We start from the raw sequence: 23529 nt of genomic DNA on the forward strand, positions 1-23529 counted from the left end.
TAAAACAACGATAGTGAAAATTGGAGAGCCGCTTCTCATCGTTGAGGAAGCCATAGCTCTGAAATGTTCAATTAATAATCTATTTTTTTGTAAAAAAGTCATGCATAGGGAGGCCAATGATGGCAAATGAGAATGATAAATTCGCTTTTAAAGTAGATGACACTGTTCATATTGATATTGGCGATATTAAACGCCAAAGGGATGCCGCCAATAAGGCTCGGAAAGAGAAAAAGTACGTTGATTCAGGTTTTTCAAGAACAAAGATATACTTAGGTAAAGACACATATGAAAAACTGGCTGCGATATTCGAAGATCAGCGGGGAAGCGTTCTCAATATTGAAGGGCGTAAAGACATTGATTCACTTAGCAGAGTTATCAGCTACTGCATCAATAAAGTTTATAAAGAAGTTCATATCAAAAAGAAAGACGGTCAGTTAGCTGATGTTACCCCCGCTTTTAAAGCTAAGAGTCAGGAGTTATATGATCTCTACCAAGCTGCCAGCTTCATGCAAAGTAAAGGGCTTAGCATTGGGAAAATCATGAGGAAAATGAATGCTGATGGATATCCTGCGCCAAATACAATCACACTGAATGGTTCACGAAATCGTTTATCGGCATGGACAGAGCAGCAAGTAAGAGATTTATTGGATTTAGATACCCTCAATAAAGACCTTAATGACCTCCATTAGCACCCAGCTTCGACTGTCACAAGTTACCAACACTTCAACCGCTGAGCAGCCATGACTTTCGCCTCATCGCCACGATGGTCGTAACGAGCAGTCGTTGATATGTCGCTATGACCCGCTAACTGGCGCACAGTGTTAATGTCGGCCCCCTGCTCTAGCAATTGAGTAATGAAAGTTCTGCGCAGGTCGTGGGGCGTGAACTCAGCTACGCTGGCGGTGATACGCAATTGCTCAAGGATTGCCGTCACCCCAGCGGTTGTCAGTGCTGTAGACGCTGGTAAACCGGAACGATAGATCTTGGTAAACAGCGCATCCCCTTCCCTACTCATTGCCAACCACGCGGTCAATGCCTTATCTACAGCCGGTGCCACGTGAATTTCGCGATACTTACGCCCTTTCCCCTGCCTGACCACTAAAACACCTTCGGCATAATCATCCTGTTGGAGTTTGACTAACTCCCCAACTCGCAAGCCAGCCCCACACAAAGTCAGCAATATGGCTGCATCCCTGCATCGGCGAGCAGGCTCTTGATGACTTTTAGCGACTTTCAGCAACTGGCGGATTTCCTGCCGAGTTAGCGCCCTTCCTTTACGGGTTGTGTCGCCTTTCACACGCACGACAGCGTTGATGCGTAAAAGCACGTCCACATTCATCTGGTCAAAATTAAAAGCGGTTTTGGCAATCGCCCGTAGTGCGGATAACGCCATATTCACGGTAGAAACGGCATATCCTTCATCCAGCATGGTCATGCGTATTTTTGCCACTTTCCCAAAGTCCAACAGCTCCCAGGGGTAGGTCTGTGCTGTAGAACGTTTGCTGAGTATGCGGGCGCAGTGATTCAGTAAGCTGGTGATACCGCCACGCCCCGACACGGCAAGACTATTGATATAGGCGTCAAACACAGTGGTTGTTTGTGATGATACCGCCAACTTAAGCTTCGACATTGTTCAACCCGCTTTAATGCACATTAAACCAAGTAACCTGAGCGTCAAACTAATCCACGCTCAGCCAGAGAGACCACCTGTGTACCGGCAACAATGAGGTGGTCAAGAACCTGCACATCGAGTAGCCCTAACACCGATTTCAGTTTGTTGGTGATCTCTTTGTCTGCGTGGCTTGGTTCAGGCTCGCCGCTGGGATGGTTGTGGACCAGAATTATTGCTCCAGCGTTGTACCGCAGACTGAGTTTCACAATTTCGCGGGGGTAGATGCTGACCGCATTAAGCGTGCCCCGAAACAATTCCTCATAGGCTAAGATGCGATGTTGGTTATCCAGCAGTAAGACCGAGAAAACTTCATGCTCAAGCGGTGCCAGCTTAAACTTCAGGTATTCACGTACCGCCTCGGTCGAAAACATCTTATCGCCCCGAATGTAGCGGTTTTCGATAATGGACTGTGCCTGTTGCAGTATCAGATCTTCGTGGCAAGAAAGTGTCAGGTTCAGCATGTCAAAACTCCCTTACAACAAAGTAAATGGCACCGGGATAAAGTTGGTAACTGCTGGCTCCTTCCCGTAAGGAATAGGCGGTTCTGAGCGATCTCTTTCGACCGTTGCTATCAAAGAAGTAGAGGTATTGGTTGTCCATGCGGGTGACCACCGACCAGTGATATTGGTCGCTAATCAGGATAACGCGGGAGAAATCGGAGTGATTAAGGTAGTGGGCCATACCGTCGAGGATTTGCTTTGACGTCAGGCGGCGGGTTTCTTTGAAGGGCTGGGTAATTTTGGTCGGGAAATGTTTGTAGTAGTAGCCGTTCTGTAATATCCGGTCTATCAGGTAATCCATGCGGTCTTCATCAATGCCGTAGTTCAGCCAATCGTTGAGCACCCATTCAGCACCGTATTCCCTTAGTAAAGCACGCATCAACGGTCTTCTCTTTACCCTGCCGTCAAACAGATAACTCATCATGTTGACCAGGCCGTAAGCCCCACAAAGACAGTCCAGATCGCCCTGTCTGGACGCACTGATCCCTCTATCCTTAGTCACAATAGATTTCTCCCACATGAAAATATTTATTTAATTAGATGGTTGACCAGCCTGATTAACTTAGCTTTCCCAAAGAATTTGCGGGGTATACACGCCCATCAGCCAATAGTTGATAAAGTTGGATTGCCACAGCGTGAATAGTTCACAGCCGTCTCGATGGGTCAAATCACCAACGCCTGCATAGAAGGCGTAATGTTGTGACCAACTGAAATCTATTTCCTTTTCCAGCTCAGGGTACACATGTCCCATATAAGCGAGATCTGTGATGTAATCAAAATAGAACTGGTCATTATCATGGGTAAGCCTGATTTCTACCGGATGATAACCTCCGTTATCAGGGCTGTAGTGAATATCCCGAAAGACAAACGATACAGCCAATAACTTTGACTTCATGGGGGGTGGTGTACCCATTTATTTAAACAATAAATCAATCAGTGCTTGTTTAACCGGAAGAGAATATCCTTCCTGATGGATTATATTCACTTTAACCTCATAGCTTTATTTAATAGAAGATTCATCTTTTTCATTCAAAGGGCTATCACTTGAATCAAGTCTACACAGATCATACTTAGAAGCCCACTCGTTGACTGCCTGATAAGGGCGGATACAATCATCCCAGTAATGCCTTGCATAATTTATTTCAGAAAATGCCGTATCATTGATATCTATTCCATAATGTTTATGGAGTAGTTTATTCAAAACCCGTTGCCATTGTAATAGTGAATACATAGTGTACCTTTATTGAAAATTCATTTTGGCGATCGTTAAATACAGTTCAGCCTCCGGTGAAGGATTAATAAAAAATGAAAATTTAATTAAATGATGACTTGAATGACTGGACGCTAGTAGTTAGCACTTTCCAATAATGACATTATACCAAATATGGCATGTGGTGAGCAAATAGTTTCACAAGGAAACTATTATTAGCTGAATTAACAAAGCGGGGATTAACGTAGGATAAATAATAACTTCACGCGCGTTATTGCTTAGAAATAGCCTCCAGCAATTGTTTGCGTTGCTCTTCCGAAAACGCAAATAACTGATGGGCCAATGAAATCACTTCTGTTGGCAAAGCGGGCTGGTTCAAAGCAAGATCGTCAGCCACTTGTTCAAGCGCCTGCTTCAATAATCTGTCACGGGAATGGGGCTTCATCGTTTTGAACAGTTGCACCCAGAGATTGAGTTGTTCGTCAGTGCCGTATGGAGAGACGGTGGATTGGGTTGCTTGCTCTGCCCGCTCACTTTTCAGCGACATTCCCGCAGCGCGGATATGGTACTCAAAGCCCTTATGCCCTGTTCTCTTTCTCCTGATTTCTGGATGCATAACCGACAGCTTTTCCAGACGCAAGCGGCAACCCTTTGCAGTCCCCGGCATCCCCGGTTTACCTGCAAAATCCTGTGCTGTTAGCCACTGTTCATCATCATGAACGCTATCATTTTGGTTCTCTTGATGAGAAGCAACATCCAAAATATTTTTCATAAACTTAATCCAGAATATCAATACGTTAAAAAAGAACTCAAATAAAGACCACAAAGAGAACTTGATAAGTTCCTTTTATTCGCATTTAATATCCCTGTACTGATACAGAGGAGTTAACACTGTGAATAACCACGTAGCATCGCAAAAAAAGCGAACTAAAGGAAGGGCTAAGGACTGGCACAGGGCTGACATTGTGGCTGCGTTGCACAAACGTGGATTGAGTTTGGCCCAGCTATCTCGCGATCAAGGGTTGGGCTCCCGCACACTGAATAATGCCTTCAGTCAGCACTATCCGAAGGCAGAACGCCTGATAGCGGCGGCGCTGGGCATGATGCCCGAGCAGATATGGCCCAGCCGATATTTTAACAAAATACCTTCAATACAATCCGGCAAGGAATAGCCATGGCAACCACCATCACCTCGGTAATGGAAAGTTTTGAATATTTCTTTCATTCCCTTTACCGCACTGAGTTTGTAAAAACATTACGATTGAATGAGTGTAGTGAAAGGGAACTCCTCCCGCTGGTACGTTGCTACCTTTTAGGGTGTTTCTCCGATGATGTTTCGCCGGAGGTGAAAGGGAAGCTCCCAGGATCTATTACGGGGAACGGCTATATCGATTTTGTAATTGATGATGTGGCGGTGGAATTCGCCGTCCGTAAGCCCACCGCAGCCAAATCAACGGTATCAGCAACGGTTAATAGCACGGAAATGAAGAAGTTGATGAAGTTCGACGGCAAGGCGTTGCTGGTACTGTTCGACTTCTCCACCACACCTTATTCAGAAGCCCAAATAGAGGCTTTCCGCGACTGGCCTTCGCTGGGGAAAGGTAATCACAAAAAGTCTGCATTCAACGTCGCCTATTTCTATGTTGAAAAACGCAGGCCGCTGACATTCGGGAAAATCACTAAAAATATTCGTATTAACTGACAAGGAATAAATAATGAAAAGAGTCATTTTAGCCACCCTACTATTGAGCACATCAACACTAGTAACAGCCGCAGAGTACGTCAAACAAAACGGATCACTATCATTGGCAGCAGGCGGCAATAGTGTTGAATTCAGTATTAACGCAGCGAGTAAAGATGCTTCAGGCATCTGCAATATGGAAGGCTCAGCCCAATCGATTGATGCTGGGGAAAATCAGAAACATCGATGGGTTTATAATGATACGTCAAGCCAATGTGTGGCGGTAATCAGCGAACAGAACAGCGGTAAGGTGACGGTAATGACCAAGGGGTGTGAAGGTTATTGCGGCATGACAGCCGTTGGAGCAATGGATGGGATTTACCGGAAGAAATAGCGAGGAAATGCAGGAAAAAGGACTGTGAGTGAGCAAGAGCAGGATGATCTCAACCATAAAATGGATGCAAAACTTTACGATAAAACACGTCGACTGATTATTCAGGAAGGGTTAACGGAAATTAAAGTCAAAGCTGTACAACTTCATTTTCGAGTGGGCTATGACCGCGCAGCCCGGATAGTTGAACGTCTACGTCTGGAAAAGAACATTAAATAATAATATTAACAAGGACTGATAAAATGAAATTTAAATTGGCTTTATTATGTATATCTGCAAGCCTGCTAGTTGGTTGCGGAGATAGCACGCCAAAATGTAATAGCGACGATGCTAAAAGCCTTGTGGTTGATATTTCTCAAAAGAAAATTAAGAAACAATTTGACCAACTCAGGAACTCACAGATGTCAGGAATGGTTCCGAAGGATGCAGATAATATTCAATTAGCGATTATTAATGTCAGAACTATAAAGCATGACTCCTCACTAGATGCCTACTCATGCTCTGCCGATTTGAAAATGACTTTACCCGAGAAAACAAATGAACTACCGATAACATATAACATTCAGAAAACGGATGACAGTAACGGGCAGTTTTACATAAACGTATTTGGCTTGTAAGACGCTGAGGCAACATCAGGGATTCTTTGGGTTAAAGTAATTGACATTTTAACCCAAAAAAAACTCATGAAAAAAACCTTCATATTTACCATTATCACTATGACCTCAATTTGTTGGTTCATGATATATAAGGCATCTGAACCTGAAAAAGATCTCCCTATTAATACTCCCCTCATCATTAAATCTCACTTACCAGGTGCATGCAGGGCCACAGTTTTTGAAACTGCTGGCGATACTAAACGAAATGCTTCTGTTGTCGCCTGCTGGGTGCAGTTTTAAACACGTTACTAATCTAAGCATACTTGGTGAACATTTTAAGTAATTGTGATGAAAATAACTTAAATAATTCATAGCGTTACCAGAAATCCCCCACCGTACTCAACAACGCAGCTTTTGTACTTAGAATTTTTCACTAACACTATTCACCATCTTCATGTTAGTTTTAAACAATAGAGATCAGAGGAGTGAGCGGGGCGTTTTACCTAGTGTCAGTGTATCAATAAACATAAACATTGATGTGAAAGTTCAACGTTACGAGGGTTCAAATCCCTCTGGCAAAACGAAGATGTATAAATCAAAAGCAAATACTAAAAAAGGGGGCCGTCACCATGCAAAAATTTGTCGCTAAAGTGAAAGTCAAGCTTGTAGTTTTAGGGGGCGCTGGGTTTATCGCTTTGCTACTGGGTGCGTCTGGTGTACATCACGCTCAACCCTGTGATCTTTGATTTATTAATGGCAGATCTCTGTTTTATATAGGTTCTGGTTAAATTTTTTATATCAATTTGCAGCTTCGCATAGCTAAGTCTAAATATTTCGCCAGAAAATATACTGTATTTACTTTTATACCTACCTGCATACAGTGTGTAGGTTTGTTGTAAAGTCAGGTTGCGATACATTTACGATCAACGATCTATTTAACTGCTTCGTTGCATAAAATTTCAGGTTGTTGCACACAAACTATTTTCTATCTTTAACTATTTTCAATTCTGAACAACTTTTCTTGTTGAGAGAGTTTCACAATGAAATTTCTCTCATCATTGAGTTCTAATGGAAGCTTATCTTTCAATATTGATACGATATATTGAACTTGAGACTTATGCCTTTCAACAAGATTGGCAATTTTTACTAGCTGATTCCCATGCATTAATTCTTTTTTGTCATTCAATAGAAAGTGTAGGCATGGAATATTCTCTTCATCTGCAAATAAGAGGTAGGCAATATCGAAGCAAACTATCTCACCTTGTTTTTTCCCTGAGCTAAAGTTGGTATTGAAAGAACTAAACTTGTATATTTTCTGCCCCGTTTTATTTGTAACCTTATCAAACTTAAGAGCATATTGTTCATCATACAACTCTTGAGATATAGATGAAAAATACTTATTAAACTTGTTTATCTGTGTCTGAACTTCAGTTTCAAACTCATTTGAGAATAGTTTATCATTAATAGCAGTGATTTTTTTATTAAGATTTTCAATGCTTTTTTCACTTTGCTCAATTTGATTTATTATTGTCTCAAACTCACCTTTTTTTCTATGCTTTATATTTAATTCATTAACTAATCCTTCTAGCTCATCGAGAGAACCACTTTTATTAATATTAGCAACTAATTCTTTTTCTTTTAAAATAAGATCAGACAATTTATTTTTCTCCACTTGAATTCCTGATAATAACTCAGGTAATTCTTTGGAAATATATCTAACTTTTTCCTCAACCATTTTATTGTGAAATTCAAGCAAGGACTCAAAACTTTTATGAATATTTGTTATTTTAGTGTTTACTTCGTGATACAAACCTTTTAACTGATTTGTATCAATATCCATTCTACCACTTTGAATATCCTCAACCGCATCCATTATAAGTTCTTTTCTTAACTTAAGTTTACTTATTTTAGAGCCAGTGAGACTTATATGATATTTTATACTATCAAGAGCATTAAGATCATTTTCAAAATTCGGATTTATGTAAAATGTAGATTTTTTAAAATCTAGATATTCGATTTCACTAAGTAGTAAAGCTAGCGATGCTTCATATGCCGTACGAGTCTGCTTTGATTCCAGCCTATTTTTAAAAGTAGTCTCCATGCGTATACTAGCAAGTAAATTTTGTTTAGTAGCTCCTTTCTCAAAATCACATCCCAGAAGAAAAAGATGCAGAGTTTCATACTCATCATCACGAGTAAATGAATTAAGTGTCCGCAAGGTATTTGTAATACTTAATTCTTTATATCTTATATTATTTGATATGATTTGTGAAAATGTTGGCTTATTTCCATAATGGTTAGGAATTAACATATTTGTCAATGTTTCTTCAAATTCGTCAGCCGTTTTTTGCTTACCATTTATCTGCCTAATCGATTTTTTACGCTGTAGAAAGTTCCTATCAATTACGACAGTTCTGGATAATGGATCACGAAGATCATCAACAAGAGTCAACGTAATTACAACTTCTTTATCCATTAAAAAATCTTTAACTAGGGTATACTCTCCTTTCTTTGTTTCAGGATCCGTATATATAGCCTTAGCATCTGCACCCAAGCAAAAATCGACTAACATCAATACAGTTGTTTTGCCAACATTGTTACCTGTGACTTTAGTTGGTTCTATTGGTGTTTCATCAACAATTAAATTCAAACCAGAACGAAATGATATTAATCTAACTACACCATCTTTGTTAGTTATCCGGAGAGATTTTATGAACATACTCTAAATTCCCGTTTGAATTTAACTCAACTATACCTATAAGAAATAACCAATCTAATGATAAAATAAAAATAGATATTGACATTTCTGTTGTCTTTACTGTTTCACAAAATAATTCAATTAACTCTATCTCACCGAAACTTTTAAGCACATCAATAATAAAACCACCGTTATAATAGAGGCAATCTTTAGGATGAATGTCTTTCGGTAGTAACATCATTCACTCCATTTGGATCTTTGAAAATTCGACAGCGTATAAACGCATCCACTGCTAATATGCTAACACAAAGTTCTAATTCTTCTAAGGGAATATGTGAGAAATTCGCACTTTTTTTAACAATTTCAATCGAACTCTCAATTACTTTAAAGAAAAGTTCATCTCCCGAGTAGTTCATACTTAACTTACTAAAACAACTACGGAATGAAGCTAGAACTGATACGCTAACATTTTTTCCCATTTGGTCAAATTCTGAGTATATATGGGAAACCTTGCTATGATGAATTTTGTAGTCTTCAATAATGTATTCAGCAGCATTTAGATTATTGAACACAATTTTCTTCTCCACATCAAATGCTTTAGGGTGATCTACACTATCGACAATAGTAAAATCCTCCTTCGCAAGGGCATTTATTATTGCGGCGATATTAGTTTCACTAAGGCTATTACTAGATTCATCTTCTAACTCCCTTCGTAAAAACCCATAAACCTCTTTTTGTTTAGAAATATCCAAATGCAAAATGAAATTCAACAAAGTCTTGACATCGTGAATATCATCAATTGGTGCAAAAACCAAAGCATGTGGGTTTTTATATATTTTACTTCTTAACTCACTGGCATCTTTAGCTATCGAGATAAATTTAAACTGATGACCTTTATACACACTTAGATTTTTTGTTAAGGCTGAGTCTATCTTAGCTTTTGTAGCTGTTGCGGATACCTGTAAAACTATCTTATTATTCTGGTCAATTAAATCAATTCCTTCGAAATTATTACTTTGTTGATTAGTGTTTTCTAAATTATATCCAAACAATAAATTAAAGAAGTAAACATAAAAATCCTCACAATGAAGGTTGAAATTAAGTATATTCAGTTTACCTCTAATCTCAACACTATAGCATAATAAAGACAACCGTCTTTCACACAAGTCAAAATAAACAGATCTATTCATTTACATTATCCTTAATAAATATACTTTATGATTCTTCATAAATACAAATGTAGAAAAATTATAAATACCATAATAGCTTTTAAGCATTTAGGGTATAATTCTTTGTAAGCTATTTATATAATCAGCCCACAACTGCAACCATTTTCTGCATTCAGCATCATACTTATACAGGTTGTAGATCCCCTCAACACCTCCACGTGTATGCCCCAGCACAGCCTCTGCAACCTCATTAGGACATTGCAAACGAGATAGCCCTGTACGCACTGTACGACGCAGATCGTGAGGCGTCCAATGAGGTATATCAAGCATTTGACCGCTTTCACGTAAACGCCATGAATTTTCGGTCAGGTACTTCTGTTGAATTGGTTTTTTGGTAGCTTGGGAAGGGAACAAATATTTATCGGAGTTGAGGCGCAGAATTTTAAGAAAGTCGATAGCCTGATCGGATAACTGAACGTAGCGCTCTACCCCTGTCTTGGTTTCTCGTAGATGAATAGTGCCCTTATTTAGATCAACATCCTCCCAAGCCATATTGCAGACCTCACCTGTTCTACACCCAGTCCAGAGCGTCAGCCGAAGCACGTTTTTGATCGTTGGCGTATAAGCTGAGCCAGGAAGCCAATGGAGGAATTTAGCTAATTCCTTCTCACTCAGTATTCGAGTGCCGCGTTCACAGGTCAGTTTGATGTTGGTCTGGCGTAGACTGGATTTAGCTAACAGTGCCGGGTTAGCAAAGTTGTCATCGAAGCGGCCTAAGCCAATTGCAAATTCATAGGCAGAGGATAGTTCACGCAACAGATTTCCTGCTTGAACTTTGGCACCTCGTTCAATCACTCCATTAACCAGTTCGACGATATCTTTACGGGTGATTTCTGCTGCAACACGCGCACCTAGTTTGGCAACTGCATCATTTTCCAATGTACGCCGCACCTCCTTTTGTCCTTTCTTTTTGCGCGCTCCTGGAATGATTTTTCCGTCATTACTTTTACGGTCTTCTATCCGTTCAGTCAGGTACAGCTCAACCAACCCTTCAACTGTCAGCACTGCCGCTTTCGGTTTTTGACTCTCTTCTAATAATCGTTGCTTCTCATCTTTCAGCTCAGACGCCGGACAGCGCCCTTCACTTCTGATTAGTTTGAGTTCTTGCAACTTCATGCGGGCCATTGCGAGCGAGGTTTGCGGGAAGCTTCCAATTTTTACCTGTGACAGCTTATTGGTCACTGGGCTAGTATAGCGGTAGAAAAAGGTCTTGATACCAGAAGCGCCGCAAGTCACACGCAAGCCCCGGTTTTCACCCGTGTCAGCTTTGTTTTTGTCCGTGGGCTTCATCATTTCGATAGCTTTGGATGACAAAGGTTTGCCTGCTGGTTTATCCGTCATATAAGATCCATTTTATGGCTAAGCACTTGACTTAATTAGGCTAAAATCCAGCCTTTCTTACCAAGTGTAGGTTGTGCGTTTATTGATTACAATTATACCATAACCTACATAACAACCTACACTTTGACCTACACTTACAAGCGAGTTTTGGTGATTTTTTATGAGACAACGTGATACTTAATGATAATAACTAAAATCACAATTTACTTTAAATTCAATGGAATAAACAAATTATGTCTATGATTGACAATAAGAATTTAGATTCACACACACCCATGATGCAGCAGTATCTTCGGCTCAAGGCCCAGCATCCTGAAATCCTATTGTTCTACCGGATGGGGGATTTTTACGAACTATTCTACAGTGATGCCAAGCGAGCTTCACAGCTACTGGATATCTCACTCACTAAACGGGGAGCCTCCGCAGGTGAGCCGATTCCGATGGCTGGGGTACCTTATCATTCGATAGAAAACTATCTGGCGAAGCTGGTTCAGTTAGGTGAGTCCGCTGCAATTTGCGAGCAAATCGGTGATCCGGCCACCAGTAAAGGCCCGGTTGAGCGCAAAGTAGTGCGTATCGTGACACCAGGAACGGTCAGTGATGAAGCTCTGTTACAAGAACGCCAGGATAATCTGCTGGCGGCCATCTGGCAGGATGCGCGCGGCTTTGGCTATGCAACGTTAGATATCAGTTCCGGTCGCTTTAGGGTTGCGGAACCCGCTGATCTTGAAACTATGGCAGCCGAGTTGCAACGAACTCATCCCGCAGAATTACTTTACCCAGAAAATTTTGAGCAGATGTCGTTGATAGAACATCGACATGGCTTACGCCGCCGCCCATTATGGGAGTTTGAGCTAGAAACCGCCCGTCAGCAGCTTAATCTGCAATTCGGCACCCGTGATTTAATCGGGTTTGGTGTAGAGCAGGCCCACCAGGCACTGCGTGCCGCGGGCTGCCTACTGCAATATGTCAAAGATACCCAACGCACCTCCCTGCCCCATATCCGTGGTTTAACCATGGAGCGCCAGCAAGATGGCATTGTGATGGATGCCGCGACCCGTCGTAATCTTGAACTGACTCAGAACCTGTCTGGTGGGTCTGAAAATACGTTAGCTGCTATTCTCGATTGCAGTGTGACCGCAATGGGCAGCCGCATGTTGAAACGCTGGCTGCATATGCCGGTGCGCGATATCAAGGTATTAAGCGATCGCCAACAAGCAATCGGTGGCTTGCAAGATATCACTGCCGAACTGCAAACGCCGTTGCGTCAGGTAGGCGACTTAGAACGTATTTTGGCGCGTTTGGCGCTGCGCACTGCGCGCCCAAGAGATTTAGCGCGGATGCGCCATGCTTTCCAGCAATTGCCGGAGATTCACCGTCTACTGCAATCGGTGGATGTTCCCCACGTGCAAAACTTGTTGTCACAAGTCGGTCAGTTTGATGAATTACAGGATCTGTTGGTGCGGGCAATTGTAGAAGCGCCGCCAGTGTTAGTACGTGATGGGGGTGTCATTGCGCCGGGTTATAATGCTGAACTCGATGAGTGGCGGGCTCTGGCCGATGGTGCTACCGATTATCTGGATCGGCTGGAGATCCGTGAGCGTGAAAAGCTGGGCCTGGATACACTGAAGGTCGGTTTTAATGGTGTCCATGGCTATTACATTCAGGTAAGCCGTGGCCAGAGCCACTTGGTTCCGATTCATTATGTGCGTAGACAAACCCTGAAGAATGCTGAGCGCTATATCATTCCAGAACTGAAAGAGTATGAAGATAAGGTTCTGACCTCTAAAGGCAAAGCGCTGGCGATTGAAAAAGGGTTATATGAAGAGATTTTTGATCTTCTGTTGCCACATCTGCCTGAATTGCAAATCAGTGCCAATGCGTTAGCAGAACTGGATGTACTGGCGAATCTGGCTGAAAGAGCAGAAACACTCAACTACAACTGCCCAACTCTGAGTGATAAACCGGGGATTAAAATTACCGGTGGCCGCCATCCGGTCGTCGAGCAGGTTCTCAGTGAGCCCTTTATTTCTAACCCGTTGACGTTATCACCTCAGCGACGGATGCTAATCATTACCGGCCCGAATATGGGGGGTAAAAGTACCTATATGCGCCAAACAGCCTTAATAGTCTTGCTGGCACACATGGGGAGTTATGTTCCAGCGGAAAGCGCTATCATTGGTCCGGTTGATCGCATATTTACCCGCGTAGGTGCCGCTGACGATCTGGCTTCAGGCCGTTCCACCTTCATGGTCGAAATGACAGAAACGGCCAATATCCTGCATAACGCCACGGAGCAAAGTCTGGTGCTGATGGATGAGATTGGTCGTGGGACATCCACTTATGATGGTCTTTCTCTGGCTTGGGCTTGTGCTGAAAATCTGGCGAGCCGTATTAAAGCGATGACGCTGTTCGCCACTCATTACTTTGAGTTAACGACTCTGCCGGAAAAAATGGAAGGTGTGGTAAACGTCCATCTTGATGCGATGGAACACGGCGAAACCATCGCCTTCATGCACAGTGTGCAGGATGGGGCTGCCAGTAAAAGTTATGGTCTGGCGGTCGCAGCGCTAGCCGGAGTGCCGCGTGATGTCATTAAGCGGGCACGGCAAAAACTGAAAGAGCTGGAGTCATTGTCTAATAATGCAGCAGCCAGCAAGATTGATGGCTCACAACTGACATTGTTAAATGAAGAGACACCACCTGCCGTTGAAGCACTAGAGGCTCTGGATCCAGACTCACTGTCACCACGCCAGGCATTGGAATGGATTTATCGCCTGAAGAGTATGGTGTAAACAGGCATAAAAAAACGGTGAACATCTGTTCACCGTTTTTGTGTTTCATAAGAATAACTCTCTATACCCTAACTAATTCGTATTGCAGAAAGGCGGGTACATTTATTTATTCGCGGAACAACGCCTCGATACTCAAGCCTTGCGTTTGCAGAATTTCACGCAAACGACGTAAGCCTTCAACCTGAATCTGGCGGACACGTTCGCGCGTCAAACCAATTTCACGGCCAACATCTTCCAGTGTTGCTGCTTCATATCCTAAAAGACCAAAACGACGGGCCAGCACTTCGCGCTGTTTAGCATTCAATTCAAACAGCCATTTAACGATACTTTGCTTCATATCGTCATCTTGCGTTGTATCTTCTGGACCATTTTCATTTTCGTCAGACAGAATATCTAACAAGGCTTTCTCTGAGTCGCCACCTAACGGTGTATCAACAGAAGTGATACGCTCGTTCAGGCGTAACATACGGCTCACGTCATCAACCGGTTTGTCGAGTTGCTCGGCAATCTCTTCAGCGCTCGGTTCATGATCCAATTTATGAGAGAGTTCTCGTGCAGTACGCAAATAAACGTTTAATTCTTTAACAATATGGATAGGTAAACGGATAGTCCGGGTTTGGTTCATTATCGCCCGTTCAATCGTTTGACGAATCCACCAAGTGGCATAAGTGGAGAAACGGAAACCGCGTTCAGGGTCAAACTTTTCCACCGCACGGATAAGACCAAGGTTACCCTCTTCAATCAAATCCAGCAGCGCTAAACCGCGATTACTGTAACGGCGGGCGATCTTCACCACCAACCGCAAGTTACTTTCAATCATACGCCGACGTGAAGGCACATCTCCGCGCAATGCACGCCGGGCAAAATAAACCTCTTCTTCTGCGGTTAACAGCGGCGAATAACCAATCTCACCAAGATAGAGCTGCGTCGCGTCCAGCACTCGCTGGGTAACACCTTGCGCCAACAGCTCATCATCTGCTAACTCGCTTTCAGTAGGTTCATCTTCTACTAATGCTTTTTCATCGAAAATTTCAGTTTCCGTACTGTTTTCATCAAAATCAGCATCTTCATGCAACTCGTTAACTTTCAGCGTATTTTGGCTCATATGCTGCTCCTACCCGTGAATCCGGCGAGCAGAATACAGCGTATTCTGCCCAATCTATCGCTGCGGAAGGTAACGCAGCGGGTTTACGGATTTCCCCTTGTAACGAATTTCAAAATGCAATCTAACTGAACTGGTTCCGGTGCTACCCATGGTTGCTATTTTTTGACCCGCCTTCACTTCTTCTTGTTCCCGGACCAGCATTGTATCGTTGTGAGCGTAGGCGCTCAGGTAATCATCATTGTGTTTGATGATAATAAGATTACCGTAACCACGCAGTGCGTTCCCAGCATACACAACTCGCCCGTTTGCTGTAGCGAAGATGGGTTGCCCACGAGAACCGGCGATATCTATCCCTTTATTGCCCCCTTCGGAAGCAGAGAAGCTATCGATCGTTTTACCCTCAGTCGGCCATTTCCAGCTACTAACTGGACCACCATTACTGGTTGGATCGCTGATGGTACTGCTTGGCGCGGTAACAGGTGCGGTTGTAGCGACAACTGCCCCTGACGCTGGTAACATTTTACCAACATTCTGTTTACCCGAGTTTCCAGAATACGCGCTAGTTGATTGAGAATCAACCGTTGTAGTTGTGTTCTGAATATTTGCTGGCGGTTTTGTCATTCCGCCTGATGTGGCATCGGTCGCGGCCAACATTCCACCACCAGACCCATTGCCTAACTGAATAGATTGGCCAACATTCAGACTGTATGGCTCAGCAATATTGTTTTTTGCTGCCAGATCACGGAAGTCATTCCCGGTTATCCAGGCAATATAAAACAGCGTGTCACCACGCTTAACGGTATAGGTATTACCGTTGTAACTTCCTTTGGGGATACTGTTGTAACTACGGTTATAAACGATGCGACTACCGGAGCTATTCGTATCCGAGCCACTTAGCATGGTCCCTGAACGCTCACCGCCAACACTGCTGATTGGCGCAGATGTTGAGGAGTCATTAGTACAACCTACCAACCATAAACTCATAACCGTACATGCCGCAACCCGGCGTAATGTAATCATTGGGCTTCCCGTGCTCATGCTTCCCCCATGACAGCAATAATAAGCGATATATCCAAAATACCTTTTACACTGTAGTTAAAGTGGTCAGTTAACGACAGTTAAAACACCATGCCGAATACGACTATTCCACTCATTTTTGAGTATTAAAAGGTTCCACAGCGCAGGCCAAGACACATGCTGACTCGCACTGAAGAAACAAGATACAGAAGCGCGCATGCTATCAATACCGCGCCTGCCATACCATAAAATTTATGTTACTGATTTTCGGCCAATCTTTAGCACAAAAAAACTGCACTTCGACTTTAGTTAAAGATTAAGACTGAAATATACCCTAAATAATTCAAGTTGCAGGGAGGCGGCAATTAAGCGCAGCCAACACACATGCGGTTTGAAGTACGAAGGTATAAAGACATTTATTCAGGCCAATTCACCTTTAACTAAAGGCACAAAGCGCACTGCCTCTACCGTCTCAATTTGGAATTCATTGTTCCGCCGTTGCACACATTTCAAGGTTTGAGCCTGCTCCCCAACGGGAAGAACCAATATCCCACCGTCATCCAATTGCTCAAGTAGGGCACTTGGAATCTCTGGCGGAGCGGCTGTGACAATGATCGCATCAAATGGCCCGCGTGATGCCCAGCCTAGCCAGCCATCACCATGGCGAGTAGAGACATTATGCAGATCCAGTTGCTTCAGGCGACGTTTTGCCTGCCACTGTAGCCCTTTGATTCGTTCGACTGAACAGACGTGTTCGACTAAATGCGCCAAAATTGCGGTCTGATAGCCAGAACCGGTCCCTATTTCTAATACCCGAGAAGTCGGCGTCAATTGCAACAACTCTGTCATCCGCGCCACCATATAAGGCTGGGAAATAGTTTGCCCTGAACCTATAGGCAGGGCTGTATTCTCATACGCCTTATGGGACAACGCCTCATCAACAAAACGCTCGCGCGGCACCGCTTCGATCGCCTGTAACAAGCGCTCGTCGTGAATACCTTGCTGACGTAACAGCATCAACAATGTCTGCATGCGTTTATTTACCATTCCCCATCACCCTAGGTGTTTGCTAACCAGTAATATTGGCTAACCAGTTTTCAACTACGTCTTGCGCCGCATAGGCGGTTAAATCAACTTGAAGTGGGGTTATAGAAACATAACCTTCTTCAATCGCAGCAAAATCAGTGTCCGATGCCACATCAAATTTCTCACCCGGTGGCCCAATCCAATAGAGGTCTTGCCCCCGAGGGTCTTGTTGACAAAATACCTGCTCTGCCGGATGGCGGCTACCACATCGTGTGACTCGAATACCTTTAATTTCAGATAAGGGTAAGTCAGGTACATTAATATTAAGTATCTTACCGGTGCGCAACGGCTTTTGTTGTAAAGCACGCAATAAACGGCAAGTCACTGCCGCTGCGGTAGCATAATGCTGATGACCATTGAGTGATACGGCCAGAGCAGGAAACCCTAAATGCCGCCCTTCCATCGCGGCGGCCACCGTACCTGAATAGATAACATCATCACCCAGGTTCGGGCCAGCATTGATACCGGAAACCACGATATCGGGCCGCGGGCGCATTAACGCATTTACCCCCAGATAGACACAATCAGTTGGAGTGCCTTGCTGCACGGCGATATCACCGTTGGATAATGTGGTAATGCGCAATGCACTATCCAGAGTCAGTGCATTGGAAGAGCCACTGCGATTGCGATCTGGGGCAACGATTTGTACCTGCGCGAACTCGCGCAATGCAGAGGCGAGTGCTTGTATCCCTGGCGCAGAAATACCGTCGTCGTTACTCAGCAATATCCGCAGCATCGGCATTATCCTGATTCATTATTTCTCTTACCACACTGGTGGCAAAACTGCCTGCGGGTAACCAGAAACTAAGTTCAAGGGTTACGTCATCCCACCAGTTCCACACCATATTCTGTGGTTTTAGTAGTACCGCCCGGCGGGCACCTTCAACACGCTCACGCTTAATCAACGCCAGTAATTCGCTTTGATCCACCAGACATGACTGCTCGAAAGCCAATGCTTCGCCCTGCGTTCCCAGTTCACCGTCGCCCGGTAGTGGCGCTGTCACATTCAATTCACCCGCATCAACGCGCTGCTGTAACGCTGCTAATTCATCAGCGCCGGCCACAAACCAACTGCCGCGACCGGATAACTGTAAGGCGTCACCTGCCAGCACCGTAGTTGCTTGCTGTTGTGACAAACGGCAACTGCTAATCAGGTTGAACATTGCACTACGGCTGGCGGACAAGTAAAAACTGCGTTTACTGCGCTCTTTAACCCGAATTTCATTATTCGCCCACAGGCGAGCCTGCACCAGATTGTTACCCCCACGGCCAAAGCGCTGGCTGCCGAAATAATTGGGAACGCCCTGTGCGGCTATCTGTTGCAAACGTTGTTCTACATCCTGACGATCAGTGATATGGCGCAATACCAGGGTAAAAGCATTGCCTTTCAGTGACCCAATGCGCAGCTTACGTTTCTGCCGCACTGCTTCCAGCACTTCACACCCTTCCAGCTCGAACGTAGCGAGATCCGGTGCTTCTTTGCCCGGTAGGTGCAAACAGAACCACTGCTCTGTGACGGCGTGGCGATCTTTCAACCCCGCATAGCTCACCAAACGCGGATGAAGCTTGGCAAAACGCGCCAGATAATCAGCAACAAATTGCGTATTACAGCCATTTTTGCGAATACGGATCAGCAAATGCTCGCCTTCACCATCCGGTTCAAAGCCTAAATCCTCGACCACCACAAAATCTTCGGGATTGGCTTTTAAAATGCCACTCGCTTTAGGTTTGCCGTGCAGCCAGGTTAGATTTTCCATGTCCATCGTTATGCCTTAACCCTGTTATGCTTTAACCAAAAGCGCCACTGCTTCACATGCAATACCCTCACCACGGCCAGTAAAACCAAGTTGTTCCGTGGTGGTAGCTTTTACGTTGATATCATCCATATGACATTGTAGGTCTTCCGCCAAATGCACGCGCATTTGCGGGATATGGGGTGCCATTTTAGGCGCTTGGGCAATAATGGTAATATCCAGATTACCCAGCCGGTAGCCTTTTGCCAGAATACGGCGATAAGCTTCACGCAACAAAGCACGGCTATCCGCACCTTTAAATGCCGGATCGGTATCAGGGAACAATTTGCCGATATCACCTAACGCAGCCGCGCCCAATAGTGCATCGGTAGCAGCATGTAATGCGACATCACCGTCGGAATGCGCCAAGAGGCCCATCTCATATGGGATACGCACACCGCCGATAATCAGTGGGCCAGCTCCGCCAAATTTATGAACATCGAAACCATGACCAATTCGCATTAATTGCACTCCTTATAATGCCTTTGTTACTTGAGGTTGCAGTAGCATTAGCAGCGCTCACTCACCAGAATCACAATGACCGGGCCAAACCTGCTGGAATTTACTGGCTGCAACACCCATTATTTGGGCTATTGCCGTTGGGTTAAATAAAACTCAGCCAGCGCCAAATCTTCAGGACGTGTCACTTTGATATTATCCGAACGACCAGACACTAATATCGGATGATAGCCGCAATGTTCTAATGCAGAAGCTTCATCAGTGACCACTGCCCCTTCTCGCAGGGCGCGGGACAAACATATTTTTAATAACTCAAGCGGGAAAAGTTGAGGTGTAAGGGCATGCCACAGCGCTTGGCGATCTACAGTATGGGCAATGGCCGGATGAGCGCCAATTTGAACAACAGCCTCACTGCGCTTCATGGTGTCACGTACCGGTGCGGCCAGAATGCCCCCGACATGGCTATGGCCGATAATCGACAGCAGCCTTTCAAGATCATCAAGATGCAAACAAGGGCGAGCTGCATCATGAACCAGTACCCATTCAGCAAGCCCCGCACATTGTAAACCAGCCATTACGGAATCAGCCCGTTGCTCACCACCATGAACAAGCGTGATACGCGGATCTTGCGCGATAGGTAGCGTTGAAAACTGCGTGTCCTGCGGATGTATCACCACGATAATGCGCTGGACGCGAGGATGACAAAGCAAAGAAAAAATAGCGTGTTCAATGATTGTCTTGCCAGCCACAGTTAAATACTGTTTAGGGCAGTCAGTCTGCATACGGCTGCCAATACCCGCAGCCGGTAATACCGCAATGACGTCAGGAAGGGAAACTGCAAAATTACTCATTATTTATTATTGCGCGTTATTTGGCGTCGAAGGGATACCCGCATTACGTCTGGCTTGGTCAGGAACCAGACGATAGAAACTTTCGCCGGGCTTGATCATACCCAGTTCGTTACGTGCGCGCTCTTCGATAGCCTCTTGACCACCATTTAAATCATCAATTTCAGCAAATAGCTGATCATTCCGGGCTTTAAGTTTGCCGTTATTGGCCTCTTGCAGCGCCACGTCATCCTTAACCCGTACAAAATCATGAACACCATTCTTGCCCAACCACAGTGAATACTGTAACCAGCCAAGTAAAATCAGCAATAGTAGTGTAAGTTTCCCCATTCCCGCCCCCTGAAAAACTGCCTAATCATCCCACAACTTTTCGTCGGACTCCACTCTGTGACGGAAATAGGTCATAAAGCTCAGATTAAGGACGACTTCCAGCAAAAATACCATGCAAATCTACAAAATGTCATTAATTGCTGGTTTTGAGCGCACGAGTGTCCTGCTGTTATTGCTACTTATCGCCCCCAACAAATCATGCAGAGATAAACACTGCAAAAACTGTTTTTGGCATTAGCTTATGCCAACCCGCAAGTTATAATTGCATATTTAATCTCGCTAAAAACAAATAACCCCTATTACAGTTGAGTTTACATGTATAAAAGTATATTTTTATGCACTCAAACTGCATAAATAAAAATCACACTTTCACTCGTTGCTACTTTTTACCGGGAGATTCACATGTTTAAACGTTTAATGCTGGTCGGGACTTGTCTGGCAGCCGTATTGTCGGCGGGCAGTGCTATGGCAGTTGAGCCGACTTATGTTGTCGGTTCCGGTGGTACCTACCGCCCATTTGAGTATGAAAATAGCCAAAAACAACTGGAAGGTTTTGATATAGATATCATCAAAGCCATCGGCAAAGCTGAAGGTTTTCAGGTCAAATTGGTGAATACGCCGTGGGAAGGAATTTTTGCCACGTTAGGCTCCGGTGATCGCGACATTATCATTTCCGGTATTACGATTACCGATAAACGTAAGCAAATGGTTGATTTCTCAGATCCTTACTTCCCAGCAGAACAAACTATCGTCGTGGCTAAAGGCTCTAAAGTTAATTCCATTGCGGCACTGAAAGATCTGAATGTTGGTGTGGTGAACTCAAGCACCGGCGACATCGTGGTATCCGATGTTTTGGGTAAAAACAGCACTGCGATCAAACGCTTCGATAACACGCCACTGATGCTGCAAGAACTCTACGAAGATGGCATCGCTGCCGCCGTAGGTGATGTAGGTGTTGCCAAGTTCTACCTGAAAACCCACCCGGAAAAAGCATTTGAACTGGTTTCCGATACCAAGTTTGAGCGCCAATATTTCGGTATTGCGGTGGCGAAAGGTAATGAAGAATTGCGCACCAAAATCAACAGTGGTTTGCAGAAAATCATTGCTGACGGCACTTACGCCAAAATCTATGAAAAATGGTTTGATGCACAGGTACCAACACTGCCAGCGGCAACCCAACCAGCAAAATAACCCTTTCTTATATATGCCACCGTTGCGTGAATGCGCGGTGGCTTGATTGACCGGATCACCCTATGTCAGGATTTCGTTGGGAAATCATTCAGGAATACGCCCCACTGTTTATGGACGGTGCCTGGATGACGATTAAGTGCACCATTATCTGTGTGATTCTTGGCACAACCTGGGGGTTAACCCTCGGTCTGGGCCGTCTGGCGCAAGCGCCTCACGGTATCTGGAAGCCGGTATTGTATTATTTCGTTCAATGGCCAGTGCGCATCTATATCAGTGCTATTCGTGGCACACCCTTATTTGTGCAGATAATGGTGGTGCATTTCGCGCTAGTGCCACTGTTTATTAACCCACGGGATGGCATTCTGGTTACTAATGGCATTATGTCTTCTGATTTTGCCAGAATGCTGCGCTCAGATTACGGTGCTTTTTTATCTTGCGTCGTGGCTATCACGCTAAACGCCGGTGCTTATGTTTCTGAGATCTTCCGCGCGGGCATTCAGTCAATTGATCGCGGCCAGATGGAAGCCTCGCGCTCATTGGGAATGAGTTACGGCAAAACGATGCGTAAGGTTATTCTGCCTCAGGCTTTCCGCCGGATGTTACCGCCACTGGGTAACAATGCCATCGCTATCGTAAAAGATTCATCGCTGGCGTCCGCGATTGGCCTGGCTGACTTAGCCTATGCCGCTCGCACCGTCTCCGGTGCTTATGCGACTTATTGGGAGCCATACCTAACCATTTCGCTGGTTTATTGGGTTATCACATTCTTACTTTCGCTGTTAGTGCGGCATATGGAAAAGAGGTTCGGTAAAAGTGATTCACGTACATAACCTACAGAAACAATTTGGTGAAACCCATGTGTTGCGCGGTATCTCTTGCGAAATTCAGCCAAAAGAAGTGGTTTGCATCATTGGCCCATCGGGTTCCGGTAAAAGCACGTTTTTGCGCTGTATTAATGCGTTAGAAACGTTATCCGGGGGGGAAATAACCGTTAATGGCTTTGAGATCCATAACCCGAAAACCGATCTCAACCGTATGCGCGAAAGCGTTGGTATGGTATTCCAGCGTTTTAATCTCTTCCCTCATATGACGGTGTTGGAAAACCTGATCATGGCACCTATGGATGTTAAAAAGCTGCCACGAGCGCAAGCCATAGAACGGGCCGAATTGTTGCTACGTAAGGTGGGATTACTCGATAAGATTGATGCCTATCCCAGCAGCCTGTCTGGCGGGCAACAGCAACGCGTCGCCATTGCCAGAGCCTTGGCAATGGAACCTAAAATCATGTTGTTTGACGAACCAACTTCAGCGCTAGACCCGGAGTTAGTCGGTGAAGTGCTGGCGGTGATGAAAGCATTAGCACTGGAAGGGATGACCATGGTAGTAGTGACACATGAAATGGGCTTTGCCAGAGATGTCGCCGACCGGGTACTGTTTATTGATCAAGGGGTGATACAAGAAGAGGGGCAACCGGAAAAAATCTTTACCGCCCCCACTAACCCGCGCACTCAGGCATTCCTCAGTAAGGTGCTTTCAGCGCAAGGGTAAATTGTTGCTGCGTGAACCTGTTACAAATTGAACCTGTTA

28 protein-coding genes are annotated in these 23529 nt (G+C 44.5%); 10 read left to right on the forward strand and 18 right to left on the reverse strand.

Features of this window, described 5'->3' with window-relative positions; all coding sequences use genetic code 11:
- Positions 1-116 precede the first annotated feature (116 nt).
- The gene (locus EL015_RS17175; protein ID WP_005181734.1) at positions 117-689 is read left to right on the forward strand and encodes a hypothetical protein; all 573 of its coding nucleotides are present in this window, start codon (positions 117-119) and stop codon (positions 687-689) included.
- Between the two features lie 23 nt (positions 690-712).
- Here EL015_RS17175 and EL015_RS17180 read toward each other — a convergent pair whose 3' ends face one another.
- The 6 genes from EL015_RS17180 to EL015_RS17205 all read right to left on the reverse strand — a co-directional run bounded on the left by EL015_RS17180 (position 713) and on the right by EL015_RS17205 (position 4154).
- Positions 713-1630 carry a tyrosine-type recombinase/integrase gene (locus EL015_RS17180; RefSeq protein ID WP_032905493.1) on the reverse strand — a complete coding sequence of 306 codons (918 nt, stop codon included), beginning with the start codon at positions 1628-1630 and terminating at the stop codon, positions 713-715.
- Positions 1631-1674: 44 nt separating this feature from the next.
- The gene (gene radC, locus EL015_RS17185) at positions 1675-2133 is read right to left on the reverse strand and encodes a RadC family protein (RefSeq protein ID WP_005181724.1); all 459 of its coding nucleotides are present in this window, start codon (positions 2131-2133) and stop codon (positions 1675-1677) included.
- Position 2134: 1 nt separating this feature from the next.
- Positions 2135-2551, reverse strand: coding sequence for a hypothetical protein (locus EL015_RS17190; protein ID WP_005181717.1), 417 nt, complete (start codon positions 2549-2551; stop codon positions 2135-2137).
- A 183-nt stretch (positions 2552-2734) separates the two neighbouring features.
- Positions 2735-3067 carry a DUF2787 family protein gene (locus tag EL015_RS17195; protein WP_241971663.1) on the reverse strand — a complete coding sequence of 111 codons (333 nt, stop codon included), beginning with the start codon at positions 3065-3067 and terminating at the stop codon, positions 2735-2737.
- Positions 3068-3172: 105 nt separating this feature from the next.
- On the reverse strand, positions 3173-3403 hold the full coding sequence (locus EL015_RS17200; protein ID WP_005181706.1) for a TA system toxin CbtA family protein: 231 nt from the start codon (positions 3401-3403) through the stop codon (positions 3173-3175).
- A gap of 250 nt (positions 3404-3653) precedes the next feature.
- Positions 3654-4154, reverse strand: coding sequence for a hypothetical protein (locus EL015_RS17205; protein ID WP_005181703.1), 501 nt, complete (start codon positions 4152-4154; stop codon positions 3654-3656).
- 121 nt (positions 4155-4275) lie between these two features.
- Between EL015_RS17205 and EL015_RS17210 the strand changes: the two genes are divergently transcribed.
- From EL015_RS17210 to EL015_RS17230, 5 genes are read left to right on the forward strand one after another with little or no spacing between them, the layout of a single operon-like run.
- Positions 4276-4554, forward strand: coding sequence for a helix-turn-helix domain-containing protein (locus EL015_RS17210; RefSeq protein ID WP_032905491.1), 279 nt, complete (start codon positions 4276-4278; stop codon positions 4552-4554).
- A gap of 2 nt (positions 4555-4556) precedes the next feature.
- Complete coding sequence (locus EL015_RS17215; protein WP_005181687.1) at positions 4557-5084, forward strand: hypothetical protein; 528 nt, start codon at positions 4557-4559, stop codon at positions 5082-5084.
- Positions 5085-5097: 13 nt separating this feature from the next.
- On the forward strand, positions 5098-5457 hold the full coding sequence (locus tag EL015_RS17220; RefSeq protein ID WP_005181682.1) for a hypothetical protein: 360 nt from the start codon (positions 5098-5100) through the stop codon (positions 5455-5457).
- Positions 5458-5481: 24 nt separating this feature from the next.
- Positions 5482-5673 carry a cell division protein FtsK gene (locus EL015_RS17225; protein WP_005181679.1) on the forward strand — a complete coding sequence of 64 codons (192 nt, stop codon included), beginning with the start codon at positions 5482-5484 and terminating at the stop codon, positions 5671-5673.
- A gap of 23 nt (positions 5674-5696) precedes the next feature.
- Positions 5697-6071, forward strand: a complete 375-nt coding sequence (locus EL015_RS17230; protein WP_032905489.1) for a hypothetical protein — start codon at positions 5697-5699, stop codon at positions 6069-6071.
- Between the two features lie 970 nt (positions 6072-7041).
- On the opposite strand, the gene EL015_RS17235 is transcribed toward EL015_RS17230, so the two are convergent.
- The 4 genes from EL015_RS17235 to EL015_RS17250 form a co-directional block, all read right to left on the reverse strand.
- Positions 7042-8769: a DUF2326 domain-containing protein gene (locus EL015_RS17235; protein WP_005181672.1), complete on the reverse strand. Its 1728-nt coding sequence runs from the start codon at positions 8767-8769 to the stop codon at positions 7042-7044.
- Complete coding sequence (locus tag EL015_RS17240; RefSeq protein WP_241971664.1) at positions 8741-8989, reverse strand: ABC-three component system middle component 6; 249 nt, start codon at positions 8987-8989, stop codon at positions 8741-8743. Before EL015_RS17240 ends, EL015_RS17235 begins: the two co-directional genes overlap by 29 nt.
- A complete protein-coding gene (locus EL015_RS17245) occupies positions 8958-9938 on the reverse strand; it encodes an ABC-three component system protein (RefSeq protein ID WP_005181669.1) in 981 nt (326 codons plus the stop codon). Before EL015_RS17245 ends, EL015_RS17240 begins: the two co-directional genes overlap by 32 nt.
- An 87-nt stretch (positions 9939-10025) precedes the next feature.
- The gene (locus EL015_RS17250; RefSeq protein ID WP_005181666.1) at positions 10026-11318 is read right to left on the reverse strand and encodes a tyrosine-type recombinase/integrase; all 1293 of its coding nucleotides are present in this window, start codon (positions 11316-11318) and stop codon (positions 10026-10028) included.
- A gap of 239 nt (positions 11319-11557) precedes the next feature.
- Between EL015_RS17250 and mutS the strand changes: the two genes are divergently transcribed.
- On the forward strand, positions 11558-14113 hold the full coding sequence (mutS, locus tag EL015_RS17255; RefSeq protein WP_032905554.1) for a DNA mismatch repair protein MutS: 2556 nt from the start codon (positions 11558-11560) through the stop codon (positions 14111-14113).
- Between the two features lie 106 nt (positions 14114-14219).
- On the opposite strand, the gene rpoS is transcribed toward mutS, so the two are convergent.
- The 8 genes from rpoS to ftsB all read right to left on the reverse strand — a co-directional run bounded on the left by rpoS (position 14220) and on the right by ftsB (position 20751).
- Positions 14220-15218, reverse strand: coding sequence for an RNA polymerase sigma factor RpoS (gene rpoS / locus EL015_RS17260; protein ID WP_005181660.1), 999 nt, complete (start codon positions 15216-15218; stop codon positions 14220-14222).
- Positions 15219-15272: 54 nt separating this feature from the next.
- The gene (gene nlpD / locus EL015_RS17265) at positions 15273-16238 is read right to left on the reverse strand and encodes a murein hydrolase activator NlpD (protein ID WP_005181658.1); all 966 of its coding nucleotides are present in this window, start codon (positions 16236-16238) and stop codon (positions 15273-15275) included.
- Between the two features lie 417 nt (positions 16239-16655).
- A complete protein-coding gene (locus EL015_RS17270; RefSeq protein ID WP_005181656.1) occupies positions 16656-17282 on the reverse strand; it encodes a protein-L-isoaspartate(D-aspartate) O-methyltransferase in 627 nt (208 codons plus the stop codon).
- A 22-nt stretch (positions 17283-17304) separates the two neighbouring features.
- The gene (gene surE / locus EL015_RS17275; protein ID WP_072088679.1) at positions 17305-18057 is read right to left on the reverse strand and encodes a 5'/3'-nucleotidase SurE; all 753 of its coding nucleotides are present in this window, start codon (positions 18055-18057) and stop codon (positions 17305-17307) included.
- Positions 18035-19084: a tRNA pseudouridine(13) synthase TruD gene (gene truD / locus EL015_RS17280; RefSeq protein WP_005181652.1), complete on the reverse strand. Its 1050-nt coding sequence runs from the start codon at positions 19082-19084 to the stop codon at positions 18035-18037. Before truD ends, surE begins: the two co-directional genes overlap by 23 nt.
- A gap of 18 nt (positions 19085-19102) precedes the next feature.
- Positions 19103-19576, reverse strand: coding sequence for a 2-C-methyl-D-erythritol 2,4-cyclodiphosphate synthase (gene ispF / locus EL015_RS17285; protein ID WP_032905486.1), 474 nt, complete (start codon positions 19574-19576; stop codon positions 19103-19105).
- Positions 19577-19704: 128 nt separating this feature from the next.
- Positions 19705-20424 carry a 2-C-methyl-D-erythritol 4-phosphate cytidylyltransferase gene (gene ispD, locus EL015_RS17290; protein ID WP_005181645.1) on the reverse strand — a complete coding sequence of 240 codons (720 nt, stop codon included), beginning with the start codon at positions 20422-20424 and terminating at the stop codon, positions 19705-19707.
- A 6-nt stretch (positions 20425-20430) separates the two neighbouring features.
- Positions 20431-20751 (reverse strand): cell division protein FtsB, encoded by a 321-nt coding sequence (gene ftsB / locus EL015_RS17295; RefSeq protein WP_005181642.1) that lies wholly within the window; start codon positions 20749-20751, stop codon positions 20431-20433.
- A 402-nt stretch (positions 20752-21153) separates the two neighbouring features.
- Here ftsB and EL015_RS17300 point away from each other — a divergent pair, with 402 nt between their 5' ends.
- The 3 genes from EL015_RS17300 (at position 21154) to EL015_RS17310 (ending at position 23490) form a co-directional block, all read left to right on the forward strand.
- The gene (locus EL015_RS17300) at positions 21154-21942 is read left to right on the forward strand and encodes a basic amino acid ABC transporter substrate-binding protein (RefSeq protein WP_005181638.1); all 789 of its coding nucleotides are present in this window, start codon (positions 21154-21156) and stop codon (positions 21940-21942) included.
- A 62-nt stretch (positions 21943-22004) separates the two neighbouring features.
- The gene (locus EL015_RS17305; RefSeq protein ID WP_005181636.1) at positions 22005-22772 is read left to right on the forward strand and encodes an amino acid ABC transporter permease; all 768 of its coding nucleotides are present in this window, start codon (positions 22005-22007) and stop codon (positions 22770-22772) included.
- Positions 22756-23490: an amino acid ABC transporter ATP-binding protein gene (locus tag EL015_RS17310; protein WP_032905485.1), complete on the forward strand. Its 735-nt coding sequence runs from the start codon at positions 22756-22758 to the stop codon at positions 23488-23490. Before EL015_RS17305 ends, EL015_RS17310 begins: the two co-directional genes overlap by 17 nt.
- Positions 23491-23529: the final 39 nt, after the last annotated feature.

The sequence above is a fragment of the Yersinia intermedia genome (assembly GCF_900635455.1).
Taxonomy (GTDB): Bacteria; Pseudomonadota; Gammaproteobacteria; order Enterobacterales; family Enterobacteriaceae; genus Yersinia; species Yersinia intermedia.